The organism is Phenylobacterium sp. (genome assembly GCF_031412415.1).
In the GTDB taxonomy this organism is placed as follows: Bacteria; Pseudomonadota; Alphaproteobacteria; order Caulobacterales; family Caulobacteraceae; genus Phenylobacterium.
In genome coordinates this window covers 20,515-38,677 of record NZ_JANOCX010000138.1, presented here as the reverse complement: position 1 = coordinate 38,677, position 18,163 = coordinate 20,515, and the positions used below count along the sequence as shown (strand labels likewise).

At 67.0% G+C, this 18,163-nt stretch carries 16 protein-coding genes; 9 read left to right on the top strand and 7 right to left on the bottom strand.

The genetic code is table 11. The features are described from left to right. Positions 1–197, top strand: a 197-nt coding sequence (locus tag RMO04_RS06790; protein WP_309644030.1) for a hypothetical protein, incomplete at its 5' end; no start/stop codon positions are given. Between the two features lie 28 nt (positions 198–225). On the opposite strand, the gene RMO04_RS06785 is transcribed toward RMO04_RS06790, so the two are convergent. After that, positions 226–2,397, bottom strand: coding sequence for a penicillin acylase family protein (locus tag RMO04_RS06785; protein WP_309644029.1), 2,172 nt, complete (start codon positions 2,395–2,397; stop codon positions 226–228). Between the two features lie 72 nt (positions 2,398–2,469). Further along, the gene (locus tag RMO04_RS06780; protein ID WP_309644028.1) at positions 2,470–3,306 is read right to left on the bottom strand and encodes an enoyl-CoA hydratase-related protein; all 837 of its coding nucleotides are present in this window, start codon (positions 3,304–3,306) and stop codon (positions 2,470–2,472) included. A gap of 90 nt (positions 3,307–3,396) precedes the next feature. On the opposite strand from RMO04_RS06780, the gene RMO04_RS06775 reads away from it, so the two are divergent. Together RMO04_RS06775 and RMO04_RS06770 are read left to right on the top strand one after the other, a co-directional pair. Further along, positions 3,397–4,446, top strand: coding sequence for a phosphotransferase family protein (locus RMO04_RS06775; RefSeq protein ID WP_309644027.1), 1,050 nt, complete (start codon positions 3,397–3,399; stop codon positions 4,444–4,446). A gap of 72 nt (positions 4,447–4,518) precedes the next feature. Continuing rightward, on the top strand, positions 4,519–4,935 hold the full coding sequence (locus tag RMO04_RS06770) for an EVE domain-containing protein (protein ID WP_309644026.1): 417 nt from the start codon (positions 4,519–4,521) through the stop codon (positions 4,933–4,935). Here the strand turns inward: RMO04_RS06770 and RMO04_RS06765 are convergent. Then, positions 4,932–7,592, bottom strand: coding sequence for a serine/threonine-protein kinase (locus RMO04_RS06765; RefSeq protein WP_309644025.1), 2,661 nt, complete (start codon positions 7,590–7,592; stop codon positions 4,932–4,934). The two genes, RMO04_RS06770 and RMO04_RS06765, sit on opposite strands and share 4 nt — an antisense overlap. Positions 7,593–8,039: 447 nt before the next feature. Here RMO04_RS06765 and RMO04_RS06760 point away from each other — a divergent pair, with 447 nt between their 5' ends. Further along, positions 8,040–8,615, top strand: a complete 576-nt coding sequence (locus RMO04_RS06760) for an ECF-type sigma factor (protein WP_309644024.1) — start codon at positions 8,040–8,042, stop codon at positions 8,613–8,615. Between the two features lie 155 nt (positions 8,616–8,770). On the opposite strand, the gene RMO04_RS06755 is transcribed toward RMO04_RS06760, so the two are convergent. Beyond that, positions 8,771–9,058, bottom strand: coding sequence for a PAAR domain-containing protein (locus RMO04_RS06755; protein WP_309644023.1), 288 nt, complete (start codon positions 9,056–9,058; stop codon positions 8,771–8,773). Between the two features lie 254 nt (positions 9,059–9,312). Here RMO04_RS06755 and RMO04_RS06750 point away from each other — a divergent pair, with 254 nt between their 5' ends. Next, positions 9,313–9,939 carry a LysM domain-containing protein gene (locus tag RMO04_RS06750; RefSeq protein ID WP_309644022.1) on the top strand — a complete coding sequence of 209 codons (627 nt, stop codon included), beginning with the start codon at positions 9,313–9,315 and terminating at the stop codon, positions 9,937–9,939. Here RMO04_RS06750 and RMO04_RS06745 read toward each other — a convergent pair. The 3 genes from RMO04_RS06745 to RMO04_RS06735 are packed head-to-tail and all read right to left on the bottom strand — an operon-like array spanning position 9,936 to position 13,268. After that, entirely contained in the window at positions 9,936–10,430 is a 495-nt protein-coding gene (locus tag RMO04_RS06745; protein WP_309644021.1) for a hypothetical protein, read from the bottom strand. The genes RMO04_RS06750 and RMO04_RS06745 overlap by 4 nt on opposite strands. Then, positions 10,427–11,446 (bottom strand): polysaccharide deacetylase family protein, encoded by a 1,020-nt coding sequence (locus RMO04_RS06740; protein ID WP_309644020.1) that lies wholly within the window; start codon positions 11,444–11,446, stop codon positions 10,427–10,429. The genes RMO04_RS06745 and RMO04_RS06740 overlap by 4 nt, the downstream gene beginning before the upstream one ends. Next, the gene (locus tag RMO04_RS06735; protein ID WP_309644019.1) at positions 11,433–13,268 is read right to left on the bottom strand and encodes a protein kinase domain-containing protein; all 1,836 of its coding nucleotides are present in this window, start codon (positions 13,266–13,268) and stop codon (positions 11,433–11,435) included. The genes RMO04_RS06740 and RMO04_RS06735 overlap by 14 nt, the downstream gene beginning before the upstream one ends. Positions 13,269–13,441: 173 nt before the next feature. On the opposite strand from RMO04_RS06735, the gene tssA reads away from it, so the two are divergent. From tssA to tssC (RMO04_RS06715), 4 genes are all read left to right on the top strand, one after another. Further along, entirely contained in the window at positions 13,442–14,542 is a 1,101-nt protein-coding gene (gene tssA / locus RMO04_RS06730) for a type VI secretion system protein TssA (RefSeq protein ID WP_309644018.1), read from the top strand. A gap of 80 nt (positions 14,543–14,622) precedes the next feature. Further along, positions 14,623–15,132, top strand: coding sequence for a type VI secretion system contractile sheath small subunit (gene tssB / locus RMO04_RS06725; RefSeq protein ID WP_309644017.1), 510 nt, complete (start codon positions 14,623–14,625; stop codon positions 15,130–15,132). A gap of 4 nt (positions 15,133–15,136) precedes the next feature. After that, entirely contained in the window at positions 15,137–16,636 is a 1,500-nt protein-coding gene (gene tssC, locus RMO04_RS06720) for a type VI secretion system contractile sheath large subunit (RefSeq protein ID WP_309644016.1), read from the top strand. A 26-nt stretch (positions 16,637–16,662) separates the two neighbouring features. Next, on the top strand, positions 16,663–18,162 hold the full coding sequence (tssC, locus tag RMO04_RS06715) for a type VI secretion system contractile sheath large subunit (RefSeq protein WP_309644015.1): 1,500 nt from the start codon (positions 16,663–16,665) through the stop codon (positions 18,160–18,162). Position 18,163 lies beyond the last annotated feature (1 nt).

Genomic DNA, 18,163 nt, shown 5'->3' with positions numbered 1-18,163 from the left:
GCGAATTATGGGGTGCAGATCAAATCTATGGCCGCTTCTCGCCGTTCGGACGCTGGATCAAATTGCTGCTGTTCGAACCGGGGTTTGGTCAGTGGACGAGTGTCAAGACTGCGATCTGGCTGGCCAAGCGGCGACTGATCGACCTTGATTCCTTCCTCCGGACTGGCGAGCCTTCCAAATATGCCTCTCGAAGGTGACCGCCTCCAAAGCGCCTGAAGCGGCCCCTCACTCCCCAGGCCGATACGTCCGCTCCACCTTCCCCTGAAGCTGCTCCGGATAAAAATACACCTCCCTGAGCGCCCCCTGGCTGTAGCGAAGGGCCTGGTCGTTGAAGTGCCTGGACTTGGGGTCGCCGCTCTCGCCACCGGCGGTGACGGCGAAGGCTTTCACCTTGGGGCCGAACTCGACGGCGGCGACGAAGCTGTTGCCGCTGGTTCCGTAGTAGCGCTTGGTCGTCGGATAGCGCTTGGCGCCGAAGGAGGCCAGCGAGCCCCACTGGGCCGAGGTGAAGGGTACGGGGATGCTCGCGCCCGCATCGTCGAAGGGCTGGATGATGTCGCCGGTCAGGCGCTGGAAGCGGTTGATCTCGCCCCAAGGGGTCTTCCAGGTCCCGAAGTCTTGAGCCAGGCGGTCGGAGGCCGCGGCCAGGGCCTGGAGCTTCTCAACGTTCGTCGTGCGCGTGGCCATGTGGTCGTACACGCTGATCCCCGCGAGCTTGGCGGCTGGGGCGGCCTGCGCCCACAAGGCCTCGCCCCAGAACACCGCCAGCGAGGTCTGCGTCGACGCCGCCGACCAGCGATGGTCCCAGACGCGCAAGGCGGCGATCTGGTCGCCCAGCTTGAGCTTCAGCGGGTCGGCGGCGGGGGTAGCGTCATAGGCCTCGACCAGGGCCGGGATCAGGCGGGCGAAGGCCGGCAGGTAGGGATCGTAGGCGGCCTCGATCAGGGTCGGCAGGGTGAAGTCCTTGCGGGCGTTCAGCACCAAGGCCGCGTGGGCGCCGCGCGGGTTGGGGCCCGCGTCGTCCATGTAGCGCGGAAAGGCCTCGCGCTTGGGGCTGTCGGCGCCGGCCGCCGACCAGGGCCAGTCGTTGGTGTTGAAGATCCAGCCGGTCTTGGGGGTCAGGACGGATGGCGCGTCGGCGAGCGCGTGCAGGCCCTTCCAGTCGGTGGCCGGGTCGGACCCGTCCACCGGCTTGGTGTAGTCGAACCGGTCGTCGCGCCTCGGGATGAACTGCGGGTGCAGATAGGCGATCTGTCCCTTGGCGTCGGCGAAGATGGTGTTGTTGGACGAGTTGGCCTTGAGCTCGGCCACCTTCAGGAAGCTGGCATAGTCACGGGCCTTGGTGCGCAGGAACGACTGCTGCAGGGCCGCGACCGGCGTGTTCATCAGGGCCATGGCGATCCACTTACCGTCCGCCTCGCGGACGATGGGGCCGTGGTGGGTGGCGTAGGTGGTGAAGGTCCGGCTGGCCATCTTCCCATCGGCGGCCATGTAGGGCACGGCGATGGTCTTGATCCGGACGGCTCGGTCCTCCGAGCCATAGCGGTAGGTGAGCTTGTCGCCCAAGCCGCCGATGGTTTCCGCGAACTCATCCACGACGTCGAGGCCGCTGGAGGTGTGCATCCAGCCCGCGTGTTCGTTGAAGCCCTGATAGACGAAGAACTGGCCCCAGGTGACCGCGCCATAGGCGTTCAGCCCCTGGCCGCTGGTTACCTGCACCTCCGACCTGAAGAAGAACGAGGTGTGCGGATTGATCAGCAGCAGGGCGTGGCCGTCCTTGGTGTTGCTTGGCGCGATGGCGAAGCCGTTGGAGCCGGTGGGCTCCTTGAAGGTGGTTCCGATCTCATCGGCCGCCAGGGCGACCTTGGTCTTGCCGTAGAAGGCCTCGAGCTGGCTCAGCGACACCCGCTCGATGTCGCCCCCGATGCTGCCTTCGGAGAAGGAGAGCGCCATCCAGGGCTCGAAGCGCTTGATCACCCGCGGCGTCACCTGCGGGTGGGTGGCGAGGTAGTAGTTGAGGCCGTCGGCCCAGGCATCCATCAGCTTGCGCAGCCAGGCCGGGCTCTTCGCATACTGGGCCTTGAGCTCGACAGGGTCGATGAACAGCTTCATCCGCAGGTCCTGCCAGACGGCGGCCTCGCCCTCCGCCTCGGCCAGGCGGCCCAGCGCGTTTATGTAGTTGGTCTCGACCCGGTTGAAGTCGTCCTCGGCCTGGGCGTAGACGAGACCGAACACGGCGTCGGCGTCCGTCTTGCCGGTGATGTGGGCGATGCCCCAGTCGTCACGAACGATGGTGACGTTCGCCGCCTGGCGCTTCCCGGCCTTGAGGTCGTCGGCGGCCGAGGCGCTCGTCGCCGCCGCCAGGGTCAGGAACAGGATCAAGCCGAAGGTCCGCAAGGCGCCGTCTCCCCAAGATGTCGTTGAGTCCTGTCCGACCATCGCCCGGCGCGGGAGTCCAGTGTCCGCGCGCTAGCGGCCGGTGAAAACCGGGGGGCGCTTTTCCAGGAAGCTCTTCACCCCCTCGCGGTGATCCTCGGTGGCGAACAGGCGGTAGATGATCTCGATGGCCCAGCCGCCGATCTCGCGCGGGTCGCCGTGGGTGGTCCGGCGCAGGCCCTGCTTCATGTAGCGCAGGGCGAGCGGCGGGTTGGCGGCGATGCGGGCAGCCATGGCTTCGGCGCGGGGCAGCAAGTCCTCGTGCGGAACAGTGTCGGTGACGAGGCCGATGCGCTCAGCCTCCCTGGCGTCGATGGGATCGCCGGTGAACAGCAGTTCGGCGGCCTTGGCCGGGCCGACGATGGCCGGCAGCATCCAGAGACCGCCCACGTCGCAGATCAGGCCGCGCTTGATGAACAGCTCGGCGAACACCGCCTTTTCCGAGGCCAGGCGGATGTCGGCGTAGAGGGCCAGTTCCATGCCCCAGCCGACAGCCGCGCCGTTGATCGCGGCGATCACCGGCTTCTCGCAGTCGATCACGGCCATGGCGGCCGGGGTGGGCTCGAACTTGACGCGCGGCGGCCGGGGCGGTCCGGCAGGGGCCTCGCCGGTCATCATCTCCTTGACGTCCTCGCCCGAGCAGAAGGCCGGATCGGCGCCGGTGACCAGGACGCAGCGGACCTCTGGATCGGCGCTGGCGTGGCGGAACGCGGCCTCGATCTCGGCATAGGCCCGGGGGTTGAGCGCGTTGCGGCGTTCGGGGCGGTTCAGCGTGATGCGGGCGATGTGGTCGTCCACGGCGTAGAGCACGTGCACGAAGTCGGCGGTCTCGATCTGGGCCATGGCGTCCTCCCGGCGTTCCCCCAGCATGACCCCCTTTCGCGGCGTCAGCGAAGAGCTCTTGGCCCACCGCCGGGGAAGGGGGTGTAGGCTTGGCGCCGAACCACGCCGGAGCATGCCATGACCACCGACCCAGGGACGCCAAATCTCGGCGAGGTGAGAGCCGCCCATCGCCTGGACGAAGCCGCGCTGGACCGCTGGCTGGCGGCCAATGTCGAGGGTTATCAGGGCCCCTTGAGCGTCAGCCAGTTCAAGGGCGGCGCGTCGAACCCGACCTATCTGCTCACCGCCGGAAGCGGCCGCTATGTCCTGCGCAAGAAGCCGCCCGGCGTGCTGCTGGCCAGCGCCCATCAGGTGGACCGCGAGTATCGGGTGATGAAGGCCTTGGGCGAGGTCGGCTTCCCCGTTCCGAAGATGCGGGCGCTCTGCGAGGACGAGAGCGTCGCCGGGACCAGCTTCTACGTGATGGACTTCCTGGAAGGCCGGATATTCCGCGACGCGCGGCTGCCGGGCCTGGAGCCGGCCGAACGGAGCGCGATCTATGACGAGCTCAACGCCGTGCTGGCGCGGCTGCACGCCATCGATCCGCAGGCCGTGGGCCTGGCGGACTACGGGCGGCCCGGAAACTATTTCGAGCGCCAGATCGGCCGCTTCATCAAACAGTATCGGGGCGCGGAGACCGAAACGATCCCAGCCATGGAGGCGCTGATCGAGCGCCTGCCGGGCCGCATCCCGACGGATGGTCCGGTCACCATCGCCCATGGGGACTATCGGCTGGAGAACGTGATGTTCCATCCGACCGAACCCAGGATCATCGCCGTGCTTGACTGGGAGCTCTCGACCCTGGGTCACCCGCTGGCGGACCTGGCCTATACCTGCATCCTCTGGCACTCGCGCTCGGAGAGTTGGGGCACGCTGGATGGGATCGACCTGGCGAAGGCCGGCATCCCCACCGAAGCCGAGCACGTCGCCACCTACTGTCGCCGGACCGGTCGTGACGGGATCCCCGACTTCGCCTTCTACCTGGCCTTCTCGATCTTCCGCCTGGCTTCGATCTCGCAGGGCGTGTTCAAGCGGAATCTGGACGGCATCGGGACCAGTGATCCGAGTACGGACAATTCCGGCGCGATCATCCTGGCCGAGACCGCCCTGGCGGTTCTAGATCGCTGAAGGCTGGAACCGTGCGGCGGCTCCTGACATCCTGGGCCTTGGGCGTCCGGCCCCCCGAAGGAGATGAAGGCGATGACGTCGGAAGCGCGCTACTGGCTGGTGAAGTCCGAACCTGACACCTACGCCTTCGACGACCTGCTGTCAGACGGCAAGACCGTCTGGGACGGCGTGCGCAACAACGCCGCGGCCTTGAACCTGCGTGCCATGCGGGTCGGCGATCAGATGCTGTTCTACCATTCCGGCGCCGGACCGGCCGCGGTCGGCGTGGCCAAGGTGATCCGCGAAGCCTTTCCCGATCCCGGCGACGCGTCGGGACGGTTCGTGGCGGTGGAGATCGCGCCGGTGTCGGCCTTGGCCAAGCCGGTCACCCTTGCGCAGATGAAGGCGCGGGCCGACCTCGCCGAGATGAAGATCCTGCGTCAGTCGCGGCTCTCGGTGTCGCCGGTGACCGCGGCGGAGTGGACCATCATCCTGGCGATGGCCGCCTAGCCGATCTTCTTCATCTGCTTGGCGTCCACGGTGTACCCGCAGGCTTTCAGGCGGGCCTGGCCCTGGGGAATGGGACCGTCCGGGTTCTGATCCATGCCGACCAAGCCGGTCCTCGCGGCGACATCGACCCAGACGTTCCAGGCGGTGACGTCCGTGGCGCACCCACGGGCGGCGGCGCCGGAGCGATGCTCCATCTTGGCCTGGCCGTTCAGGTAGAGGGCGAGAATCCGCAGGGCGCCCATGTCGTCCGGCTTACGCTGCGCTCGCGCCCGAGACTGAGCCACGGCGTCCGAAATGAGGGCTATGGCTTCGGCGTGCCGGCCCGCCAGCGACAGCGCGTTCGCCAGGCCCACTCGCTCATGATTGAAGCTGATGGCGAGGGCGTCGTTCTCCCCGAACAGCATGAGCCGCCGCATCACGGCCATCGCCTCCTGGTAGCGGGCGACCGCCTGATCGTACTGCTTCTTGTGGATGAGGATGCTGCCCATTCCGGCCAGGGCGCTGGACTGCATGTAGTCGTTCTCGAAGCCGGCCATGCCCTGCTTGCGAAGCTCGGAAATGTCGGCGTTGAGGACCGTGAGGTAAGAAAGCGCCTTGTCGTATTGCTTCAGTTGCTCGAAGTCCTCGGCGAGCAGGAAGTACGAACCTGTGCGGAGATAGTTGGTCTCGATCTTCTGAGCCATCGTGACGGGCGCGGGCCTCGTGGTCTGAAGGGTGCGCTCGAGGATCGCGACGGACTCCGCCGGCTTGCTCATGTAGTTCAGCAGGCGGCCGGATATCGCCTGTGCGCGCCATAGGCCGAGCGAGGCGTCGATATTGCCGGGTTCGCGGCGTAGGACGGCCTCGTACTTCTTGCCGGCGGCGTCGAGGAAGGCCAGGCCGTCCTTCAGGCTTTGAGCGTCGGGCGAGAGAAACGACTCGCTGGCCTGGGCCAGGTCGGCCTCGGCGCGCACGAAGATGACGCCGGTCTCATCGGCCGTTCCGGGCGGCAGGGCCTCGAGGATCGCCAGCGCCCGGCGGAGACTGCCGCGAGCCGCCGCGATGTCGCCGATCCCGCCGTTGATATCGAGACCGTAGATCCGGGCGAGCCGCAGATAGCCGCGCGCGACTTCGAGGCGCAGGGCCGGCGGCGCCTTGGGGTCGGCCTCCAGGGTCTTTAAATAGTCATGGCTCTTGGAGACCATGGCGCGCCGCAGATCGAGGCTGCCCGGTAGCCGCGCAAGCTGGGGATCCACCTCGAAGATCATGTAGTTGGCCATGCTGCGCGTCTCGCCGAAGCGCTGGATAGCCAGGGCGCGGGCGCGTTCGGACTCCACATAGAGCGTCGTCATGGCGACGGCGATGAAGCCGAGGGCGACCATGGCGATGGTGGTCACCGCGAGGCCCAACCTGTGACGGCTGATGAACTTCGAAGACCGGTACTGCCAACTGTCCGCGTGGGCCTTCACCGGCAGACGGCGCCGGAAGCGTTCGATGTCTTCCGAAAGCTCGACGACGCTGGTGTAGCGCTGGGCGGCCGTGGGGGAGAGGGCCTTGGAGACGATGGCGTCCAGGTCGCCCTCGAGTTCCGAAGGTCGCACGGGTCCAGGTTCGCGCCGCTCGCGGACTTCGCGGCTGGGAAGCGTCCAGTTCGAAGGGCCGGGCGCGGAGATGGCGACGGTGTGCTCTTCGGTGTTGGTCAGGGCCTGGGGCAGGCCGCCGGTCAGGAGCTCGAACAGCAGGGCGCCAAGGGCGTAGACGTCGCCGGCCACGCTGGCCGGAGAACCCACGAGCCGCTCTGGGGCCGCATAGGCGCGGGTCATGGGCTCGGGGTGAGCCGCCGACGAGGCGTCGCCCTGGTTCGGGTCGATCAACTGGGCGATCCCGAAGTCCAGCAGTTTGACCCCGGCCTTCGGCGTCACCACGATGTTGTTCGGCTTGATGTCGGCGTGAACGACCAGGTTCTGGTGGGCGAACTGCACGGCCGAACAGACATCAAGGAAGAGCTGCAGGATCTTGTCCAGGCCCAGCCCCTCGGCGCGGACATAGTCGGTGATCGCCTGGCCCTGCAGGTACTCCATGACGATGTAGGACAGGCCGGAGGCGTCGACTCCGCCGTCGAACAGCTGGGCGATCTGTGCGTGCTGCAGCTTGGCGAGAATTCGCCGCTCCTCGGCGAAGCGCACGGCGAGTTGCGGCGACAGCAGGCCGGCGCGGATCACCTTGATCGCCACCTTCTGGTCGAACAGGCCGTCGTCCCGGACACCGAGGAACACCTCGCCCATTCCGCCCTGACCCAGACGCTCCATCAGGCGGTAGGGGCCGATCCGCTCGGGCGGCTTGGCGGAGACCGGGGCAAGGGGCTGCGGCAGGGCAGTGGGCAGCGCCTGGCTGCCGACCGCGTCGGCGCGAAGCAGAAGGGCCACCTGGGTCGCCAAGGTGGGGTCGAGCGCGCCAGTTTCGGCGAACCACGCCGCTCGCTCCTCGTCGGAGCTTTCCAGCAGTTGATCCAGCGCCTGAAGCGCACGCTGGTGCATGTCGAAGGCGGCCAGCGGAGAGGGCTTAAGCTCGGTCGCCGCAGCCGCGGCGGCGTCGCCAACGCCGGACGCACGGGGCGCCTCGTCCACGCGCGCGCGCGGCGGCTTGCGGCGACCGAAGTTGAACCGAAACGGCCGCATTGGCCCCAATCCCAAGGACTATTGGGCGCCTCCCCCTGAACGCGCTTGCGGCAACGTCGCGCAGGTTTCGCAAGGTTGCAAGGATCGCCGATCAGGCTCGCGCCGCGCGCGACTGAATAGATGCGAATGAGCAATCAATTAGATCGGCGCGGCGCGGTAGAAGGCGAGGCCTATTCAATCGACGGTTTTCTCACTCAAGTCGCGATAAGTGAAGGCGCCCTTGACCCGGGAGGTGCGACAGGCGGTGATCTGGGCCATGGCCGCCACCCTATGGCCCTGGGCGAGTAAGCGGCTCGCGAAATCGCCCAGTCATTGTTCGTTACCTCTGCGTTTGTGGCATTCGGTCGAGATAGCGACCCGTCGGATCGTCTGAGCGCTTTGCAAAAGTCGGAAGTTGATGCCTAATCTCGCTGGGCGCGTTTCGTTTCGTTTCGGGTGGGTAGGCGAATGTCATTGTCCGTCGATCATGCCGCGAATGATGTCGAGGCGCTCTGGATCGGCTTTTGCGGCGGTGAGCCTCGCGCCCGTGAACGCCTCCTGGCGATGCATTACGAGGAGTTCCGGCGTGTCGCTCGGTCCGTGCTGGCCGGGGACGCCGTCAAGCTACAGATCCAACCGACCGACCTGGCCCACGAAGCCGCGATCCGACTGCTACGGTTGGACCGGATCAGCGTGCGCGACAAGGCACACTTCCTCGCGCTTTCCAGCCGCATCATGCGCCAGGTCTTGCTGGACGAGGTGCGCAGGTTTCGCGCCAGCAAACGCCAACAGCCGTCGGTCGAAACCTTCTGGATCGAATCCGGCGGGGAGCAGCGACAGCCCGTCCTCGATCTTGAAGCCTTCGACGACGCCCTGGAGCGCCTGGCGCAGTTCGATCCGGACAAGGCCAAGATCGTCGAGCAGCGGTTCTATGCCGGCCTGACTATCGAGGAGATCGCCGAGGTCTCCGGTGTTTCCGAGAGCACCGTGAAGCGCCAGTGGCGCGGAGCTCGCGCCTGGCTTCTCAGCCAGCTCGGCGCCTGACCTTTCGAGGCGAACGGTCGAGGCCGACACGGTCGCTGACCTGAATTTCACGCGCATCGCGCCTAGTCAGTGGAGTCCCGATGCGACGATCACGGGGCGCCGCCCGGGCGCACCGGATCGAGTCGAGGGCCGGACTGCGAGCCGATCATGACGATTCAGCCGCCGATCAGAACCGTTTCCGCACCCTCGACGATGACCCCGTCATGGACCGTGCGGTCCCCGATACGCGCGGCCGGAAGGCCTTCGATCAGGACTGTCGCCGACCCCGTCGCGATCACGTCGTCCTGCCCGCGGCAGAGCGCCTTGTCGGTCACGCGCGCCGCGGGGCGTTGGCAGATCAGCACGGTTGCGGCGCCAGTCAGTATGGGGCCACCCTTGTGCGGGAGCGGTCGAGCAATGGTGCAGTTATGATTATCACCAATACGGGCGGCGGGCTTTCCCATTGCCGTAAATCCTCTGATGTAAGCCGACCAGTCAAGCATCAGAGAGCCGTGAGCCTCGGGGACTGTCAATGAGTATTCTGAATTCTTCCGCGGTGATCGGACTATCGTTCATCGCACTTCAACTGGCGGCATGCGCCTCGACCGGGCCGGCGCCGGTGACGCCCCCGCGACCGCAGAGTCCCGTCGCGCGTCCCAGCGCGCCGCCGAAGGCGCCGGAAGGGGTCCCGACGCCCGGCCTTACCGCGAGGCAGCGGATGAAGCTGACGATCGAGCTGCTGTCCCGGGGTGACCCGGTTCAGGCCAAGGCGGAAATCCAGGCGTTTCTGCTGGAACAACCTGACAACGACCTGGGGCGCAGCCTCCTGTCCCAGATCACCGAGGATCCGAAGGTTCTGCTGGGCGCGCAGAGCTACGCCTATACGATCCAGCAGGGGGAAACCCTGTCGATGCTGGCCGACCGCTATCTCGACGACCGGTTCAAATTCTATGCGCTGGCGCGCTACAACGGCATCGCCGTGCCCAGCCAGTCCGAGGTCGGTCAGGTCATCCAGATTCCCGGCGTGCCGCGACGGGCCGCCGAGATCCGTCCCCGGCCGCGCGTCGCCAAGAGCGACGATGAGCTGATCCAGCAGCGGCTCGAGGCCAAGCGCGCCGCGACCCCGCCCCCGGCGGCCGCGCCGAAGCCCACGGCCGTCGCGCGCAATCCCGCGCGCGCGAGCCAGCTTCGGGGATCGGCGCTGGAACTGATGAGCCGCGGGCTCATCGAACAGGCGGTGCCGCTCCTGCGACGGGCCCTGACTTTCGATCCGGGCAATGTGGTCATCCAGCGCGATCTCGACCGCGCCGTGCGTATCCTCGGCGGCATTCGGCCAGGCGGCTAGTCGGGCCCGCCACGGCCGTCGGTCTTCGGGGCGGCGGGTCCGCCGCTGAACCGCCCGATGGCGCTCAGGACCGCGCTGGCCTCCATCTCGCGCAGGGCGTCGCGCGCGCGCTTTGACTTGGGGTCGAGGGCCAGCGCCTGCTGATAGGCCGCCGACGCCTTCGCCGTCGCGCGCTTGGCTCGGGCCGCGTCGCCCTCGCTAACAAGCCTCTCGGCCCGTCCGGCGATCTCGCCGACCAGCCGGGCGGTCTCGGCGCGAACCGATTGCGGGTTGGGGGCCACGGCCTCGGCGACCTGCCACCACCAGACGGCCTCGCGCAGGCGCCCCTGGCGTTCCATCGCCTCGGCTCGGGCGGAAGCGTTGGCATAGGCCTCGCGCTTCTGCGCCGACCCCGCCGGCTCGGGGGGCGGCGTGCTGTTCCGCGCGGTCGTGGCGCAGGCCGAAATGACGAGGCTCATCGCGAGGAGCAGTCCGCCGAGGACGCGCGTCATGGACGACGTCCCGCGACCTCAGCCGCCGCCAGCCGCCGTGCGAAGGTGTCCAGGCTGTCGACGCCGAACACCATGTCGCGCCGAAGCAGCATCGGATCGGACCAGCTCGGATTGCCGCCCCGCAGCACCGTCAGCCCCATGCTCCATCCCGAGCGTCGGGCGATCGAGAGGACCCTGGCGTTGGCCGCGCCGTAGGGATAGGCGAAGGCCGTCGGACGCACGCCCAGGCGAGCCGCCATCTGATCGCGAGGCGCGGCGAATTCCGACGCCAGCCGCCGCTGGAAGGCGGCCTCGCCCTCGCCATTGAGCCGTCGGGTCAGGTCGGCGTGGGTCTTGGAGTGCGCCTGGACGTCCACGAGTTGCGAGCCTTCCAGCTCGGCGATCTGGGCCCAGGTCAGGGCTTCCCCGGAGCCGACGAAATCGGAATAGACGAACAGTGTCGCGGGTGCGCCGTACTTCCGCAGCAGGGGCAGGGCGACCGTGTAGGCCGAGCGGTACCCGTCGTCGATGGTCAGCACCACGGGCTTCGCCGGCAGATCGCCTTCGCCCTCCAGGAAGGCCTGGAGCCGCTTGAGCGATACGACGGTGTAGCCGTTGTCGCGAAGGTAGATCAGTTGCGCCTCGAAGTCGGCGGCCGTGACATCCATCCGCGAGCGGCGCTTCGGCTGCGCCGTGAAGCGGTGGTAGCAGAGAATGGGCACGCGCTGGGCGCTGCGGCCCAGGGTGCCGCCCGGATCCACCGGGCGCAGGGCGATCGCCACTGCGTCGCCGGCGCGCAGGCCGGTCTCTCCGCCGATGGGGAACACCCGGCGGGTCAGGCTGGCGTCGTTCAGATAGCGTTGCGCCAGGCTCGCGGCCGTGTCGCCGGGTTGGGCCACCGCGATCACGGCGTTGGGGGTCCGGCCCAGCTCGGTGGCGGGCATCGGACGGGGCGGCGCCGAGGGCGTGGTCGCGCAACCCGCCACCGCCAGCCCGACCGCGAGGCAGACGCCCAGCCGGCGGCTAGTTCCGGCCATCGGAACCCGCGCCGCCGCCGATCATGGTGCGGTCGTCGTCCTTGTGGGTGCTCAGGGGATCGTCGTCTGCGTCGTCGGCCTCAGGCGCGGCGAACGCGCTCCTTGGAGCCGGCGCCGATTGTTCGTCATTGTCGGCCTCGACGGGCGCCTCGGCCTCCGCGGCGACCTCGGCGGGCGGGGTCTCCAGAGCGATCGCCTCGACGTTGTCCAGCCGCTCCTGCATCGTGGCGGAGAAGCGGTTGAAGGCGTCGAACAGTTCGCCGAATTCGTCGCTGCGATTGTGGGATATCCGGAAGTCGAGGTCGCCCGCGGCCCCGTCGTCCAGGGCCTTGCGCAACCGCCGCAGGGGTTGGGCGAGCATGCGGGTGACCACATAGGTCGCCACCGCCACCACCCCCAGCACGACGATCCCCAGCATGATCAGAAGACCGCGGGTCAAGGTGGCGGCGGACTCCAGTTCGCTCCGCGACAGGCTCACGTCCACCTTGCCGATCGGCCGGCCGGCATAGGTGATCGGCTTGATGAACCGGAAGGCGCCGCCGGCCTTCGGGCTGGTGAAGCTGGTGATCCGCAAGTCGTCTTGCGAGGACTCCACGCGCTCGTTCTGCGGCGGCCGGTATCGCGTGTCGATCAGGGCGGGATCGGTGGCGCCGCGCACCACGCCGTCTGCGTCGACGACAACGATGCCGACCACGTTCTTGTCCGCCGAGGCGGCGCCGACGAAGGCCTGCACTGGCAACCAGTCGCGGCTTTCAGGCGGCAGGGTGGCGTTGTCGGCGGCGGTCAGGGCCGCATTGGTGGCGACGAAGGAGGTCATGGCCGCGCCGGACGTCATCGCCGTCCTGCGCAGGGCCTCGCCCTGCCGCACCACCACGAAGCCGACGGCGATCGCCAGGACAGCGGCCGTCACAACGCCCATGAGCAGGGTCAGGCGGACCTGCATCGGCAGGTAGCGCTTGGCGGTCCCCTCGGCCTTCACCGTGGCGTAGACGCTCTGTTCGCGCCGCAAGGCGTCGGCCAGTTGCGCCCCGTTGGCGAAGCGACGTTCCGGCCGCTTGGCGAGCAGTTTGTTGATGATGAACTGCAGGCCGCGCGGGCTCTCGGGCGCTAGCTTGGCGATCGGCTCGGGATCCTGCTGGGTCACCTGCAGGGCGAGGGTCGCGGCGCTGCCGCCAGCGAAGGCTCGCTGGCCGGTGATCATCTCGTACATGACCACGCCCAGGGAAAACAGATCCGAGCGCCCGTCGATGTCGCGTCCCAGCGCCTGCTCGGGGCTCATGTAGCGCGGCGTGCCCAGGACCTGCCCGATCTGAGTCTTCAGGTGATCGGCGTCTAGCAGGCCGTCGGCCTCGGCGACCCGCGCGATGCCGAAGTCGAGGATTTTGACGCTGTGGCCGTCGGCGCCCAGCATGATGTTGGACGGCTTGATGTCGCGGTGAACGACCCCCAGCGTGTGGGCGTAGCGCAGGGCGTCGGCCAGCTGGTGGGAGATGTCGAGGACCTGCTCGTTGGTCAGCCGGCCGGTGCGCGACATCACCTCGTTGAGCGGCTCTCCATCCAACAGCTCCATGGCGATGTACGGATAACCGTTGACCTCACCCACGTCGTAGATCGTGACGATGTTGGGGTGCGACAGCGCGCCCGCCGCCTTGGCCTCGCGTAGGAACCGCGAGGCGTACTCCGGATCCTCCCGGTACTGGTCCTTGAGGACCTTGATGGCCAGGGCCCGGCGGATGCTCGGATCATAGGCCCGATAGACGTCGGCCATCGCGCCTTCGCCGATCCTCTCCTGCACTTGGAAACGTCCGACCAGGTCAAGCACGGGGCGTCCTCCACGATTCTTCGCGATGTACGGGTGCTGTATAAAATCGCCGCTGGCGCCTATTCATCGCGATCCGCAATCAAACATGAAGAGAACAGACAATCATCGCTCCAATCGCGCGTTGACGACGAAGACCGCCCGGGTAATGGTCGCGCCGATCATGGGAGGGTATCTTGGAAAAGTCACTATTCCTCGACATAGATTCGCTCTTGAATCCACTATCGGGCCACGAAATAGCGGTCGGGAAAGATTTTCGCGCCTCCGTTGACCCGGAATCTCCCTATTTGACGCTTAAGGATTTGAGGGCGGATGCGCGTCGTTCCGAACGCGAAGTCGCCAGCAGTGACGACCCCGACTTAGGCCCCCTTTCGGCGGCCCTGAATCAGTGGGGAGACATCTGTGAACTCGCCGACCGCACCCTCCGGGAGCAGTCGAAGGACCTGGAAATCGCATGTTGGTATTGCGAGGCCCTGGTCCGAACCGCGGGTTTCTCGGGTTTGGCGCAGGGGCTGGAATTGCTCGCAAGGCTGGTTGAAACCTACTGGGACGAAGGCCTCTATCCGGGTGAGGACGAGGACGGCGTCGAGTCGCGCATCGCCCCCCTCGCCGGGCTGATCGGCCGCGGCGTGGCCGGCAGTCTGGTTCAACCCATCAAGCTTCTGCCGCTGACTGACCGGCAGGACGGCGCGGCGGCCGCCCTCTGGACCATCGAGCTGGCGTTCACGCCGGTGCGAAGCGAGTCCCAGGAGGCGCGCGACCGTCAAAGCGAACAGGTCGACGCCATGATCCAGGCGGTTGTCCGTTCCAGCCCGGCCTTCCTGAAGCAGATCCGCGCCGACATCACCGCCTCGCTCGATAACCTGGATCGTCTGATGCGAGCGGTCGACGCCCGCACCCAGCTAGGCGGTTTCGCCAGTCAGGTCGCCGAGCCGCTCAACGCGATCGCCAAGCTGCTCGACGACCGGGTGGGTCATCTGTTCATCGAGGCGGCGGGAAATGACGACGAGGTCGTCCCCGACGCCGACGGCGTGACGACGACCAGCGCCGCCGGCCCGAAGGCGCTGAACCGGCGCGAGGACGCGCTGGCCCAACTCGGCGAGGTGGCGGATTTCTTCGAGCGCACCGAACCTCAGTCCCTGATCGGGTCCAGCATTCGCGAAGTGGTCAGGCGCGCGAGACTGCCGATCAATGAGCTCATCTACGAACTTCTTCCCGAAGACGCCCAACGCCGAGAGTTCCTGCTGAGAGCAGGGATTCGAGACGCCAGTAACTGACTTCCAGATCCGTAGAATGTTGTTCTCGGAAGTCGATCTTGATTTACGAAACTCTATCCAAGACACCGAAGGGTTGACCGATGGACAGCATTCACGAAAAACTCAAGAGAGTCAGGAAGCCTCGCGTTCATATCACCTATGACGTCGAGACCGAGGGCGCGAGCGAAGTCAAGGAACTGCCGTTCGTCGTCGGAGTCCTGGGCGACTTCTCGGGGGATCCCACCGAGGAGCTCAAGCCGCTGCGGGACCGGAAGTTCGTTCAGATCGACCGGGAGAACTTCGATCAGGTGATGCGGCGCATGTCGCCGGGCCTGAAGCTGCGGGTGGAGAACACCTTCAAGGCCGATGGCAGCGAGATGCCGGTCGAGCTGAAGTTCGACTCCCTCGAAGACTTCGAACCGGGCCGCATCGTCCAGCAGGTGGAGCCTCTGCGCCGGCTGATGGAGACCCGCAACAAACTGCGCGACCTGATGGCGAAGGCTGACAGTTCCGAGAAGCTCGAAACACTCCTGGAGCAGGTGCTTCAGAACGGCGAGCAACTGGACGGCCTGCGCAAGGAACTGGGCGTCACCGACGGCGAGAAGGAATAGACCCATGGCCGGAGCCAAGACCTCTACGCCCGCGGCCAAGGCCGCCGCCACCACCACCACGCAGGCCCCAAGCTTGCTGGAACAGGCGATCACGGCGACCAAGCAGACCGAGCCGGAACAGGTTCATGAACTGCTGAAGACCCTGACCGAGGAAGCCCTCGCCGGCACGGTGACGTTCTCCAAGAACCTCACCGTGACGATGAAGCAGGCCATCGCGGCGATCGACGAGAAGCTGTCGACCCAGCTCGCCGCGATCATGCACCACGAGAAGTTCAAGGCCCTGGAAGGGTCATGGCGCGGGTTGCACTATCTGGTCGCCAACACCCAGACCGGGAAGGACATCCGGGTCCGGATGCTGAACACCTCCAAGCGTGAACTCTCGCGCGACCTGGCCAAGGCGATCGACTTCGACCAGAGCATGCTCTTCAAGAAGATCTACGAGAGCGAGTTCGGAACCCCGGGCGGCGAACCCTACGGCGCGCTGATCGGCGACTATTACTTCGACAATAGTCAGGACGACATCGAGCTCCTGCGGAACATCTCGGGCGTAGCCGCCGCGGCGTTCGCGCCGTTCGTGTCGGCCGCAGGTCCGAAGATGTTCGGTTTCGAGACCTTCGAGGACCTCTCCAAGCCGCGCGACCTGGCCGACAAGTTCACCGCGTCGGAATATGCCAAATGGCGTGGATTCCGTGACACCGAGGACAGCCGCTTCGTCAGCCTGACCATGCCGCGCGTCCTGGCTCGCCAGCCCTACGGTTCGGCGACCCGGGCGATCGACGAGTTCAGCTATGAGGAAGCCCCCTACGACGCCCAGGGCAATCCGCGCCCGCTGCGCCACGACGACTACTGCTGGATGAACGCCGCATACGCCATGGGCGTGCGCATGACGAGCGCCTTCTTCGAGAGCGGATGGTGCACCACGATCCGGGGCGCCGAAGGCGGCGGCAAGGTCACCAACCTGCCGACCCACGTCTTCATGTCCGACGACGGCGACACCTCCGAACAGTGCCCGACCGAGCTGGCCATCACCGGCCGGCGCGAGAAGGAGCTGTCTGACTTGGGCTTCCTGCCGCTCTGCCACTACAAGAATACCGACTACGCGGTGTTCTTCGGGGCGCAGACCTCGCAGCGGGCCAAGAAGTACGATCGGCCCGAGGCCACGGAGAACGCGGCGATCTCGGCGCGGCTGCCCTACATCATGGCCACGTCGCGGTTCGCCCACTACCTGAAGGTCATGGCGCGCGACAAGATCGGCTCCTTCATGGAGGTCGAGGACTGCGAACGCTGGCTGAACCGCTGGATCAACAACTACGTCAACGCCGCCGAGGGCAGCGGCCAGGAGATCCGCGCCAAGTATCCCCTGCGTGAAGCCCGCGTCGAGGTGACCCAGGTTCCCGGCTCGCCGGGCTCCTACAACGCGGTCGCCTACCTGCGGCCGTGGCTGCAGATGGAGGAACTGACCGCGTCTCTCCGCCTGGTGGCGCGTATTCCGCAGAAGGTCTGACGGCGGGCGGGGCGCGGGGCGGCATCGTGGACAGTTCGTCGCCGCTTCGCGCCCGCCTGCTCGCCGATCTCGGCGTCCCCGAGGGTGATCGGGCGCCGGTTGACACCTTCCTCGCCGCGGACGACGCCGGCGAGGCGCTGCGGGCCTGGTTCGGCGATGAGGTCCTGAAGGCGAACTGCGACGCCGGGCGGCTTCGCAGGATGCTGGACCGCGACATCGCCGAGATCGACGATGTGCTCTCCGCGTGCTGCAACCGGATCCTGCATCACCCGAAGTTCCTGGCGCTCGAGGCGGCCTGGCGGGGCGTCTTCTGGCTCACCGGCTCGCTCAGCGCGGACGGCCAGACCAGGCTGCGGCTGCTGGATTGCCGATGGGCGGAGCTTGCGCGTGACCTGGAGCGCGCCGCCGACTTCGACCAGAGCGCCCTGTTCGACCTGATCTACAATCAGGAGTTCGGGATGCCAGGTGGCATTCCCTACGCGCTGCTGATCGGCCTCTACGAGATCCAGCACCGCCCCACGCGCGATCGCCCGACCGACGACGTCGCCGTCCTACGCCGGATGAGCGCGGTGGCCGCGGCGGCCTTCTCCCCCGTTCTGTTTGGCGTGCGCCCGACGATGGTGGGCGCCGAGACTTTCGGTGACCTCGAACGGCGCGCTTCGCTGGCCGCGACCTTCCGAGGTGCGGAGTACGGCCGCTTCAACAGCTTCCGCGCGTTGTCGGATTCCAGGTTCATCGGCCTCGTCTGCCCGCGGGTCCTGCTGCGCGCGCCCTATCGCGGTCGCGAGGTGGGCGATTGCGGGTTCCAGTTCGCCGAAACGATCGACGAGGCCGGGACAGATCAGGTCTGGGGTGTCGGCTCGCTCGCCATGGCGCATATCTGCCTGCGCGCCTTTAACGACTACCGGTGGCTCGCCTCGATCCGTGGCACGGTTCAGGACGAGCTGGCGGGCGGGGTGATCATCGACCTGCCGACGCCGGACTTCGAGACCGATGCGCCCCGGACGCTCCTGAAGTTCCCGTTGGAGGTCAATCTCACCGAGGCCCTGGAGCGCGACCTGTCAGACGCCGGGTTCATCTGCATCCGACGATGCAAGGACACGCCCTTCGCCTCGGTCGCCAACCTTCCCAGCGCCCACCGCCCGAAAGGCGCCTATGTCACCGAGGTCGCCCGCATCAATGAGCAGCTGGGCGCGATGATGAACTACGTGCTCTGCGTGGCGCGGTTCGCCCATTACATCAAGGTGATGGCCCGCGACTGGGTCGGATCCTACAAGACCGCCGAAGAGTGCGAGGTCCGCCTGTCAGGCTGGATCTCGAAGTACTGCAGCATCGGCGACGACATGTCCTATGAGCTGCGGGCGCGCTACCCGCTGGAGTCCGCGCGGGTGCGGGTCCAGGCCGTGGTCGGCCAGCCCGGTTCGTTCGAATGCACCGTGCACCTGAAACCTCACCTGCAGCTCGACCAGGCGATTTCCGAGTTCCAGCTCGTGACGGTGGTTCAGGGCGTGGAGCGGCAGCTATGAC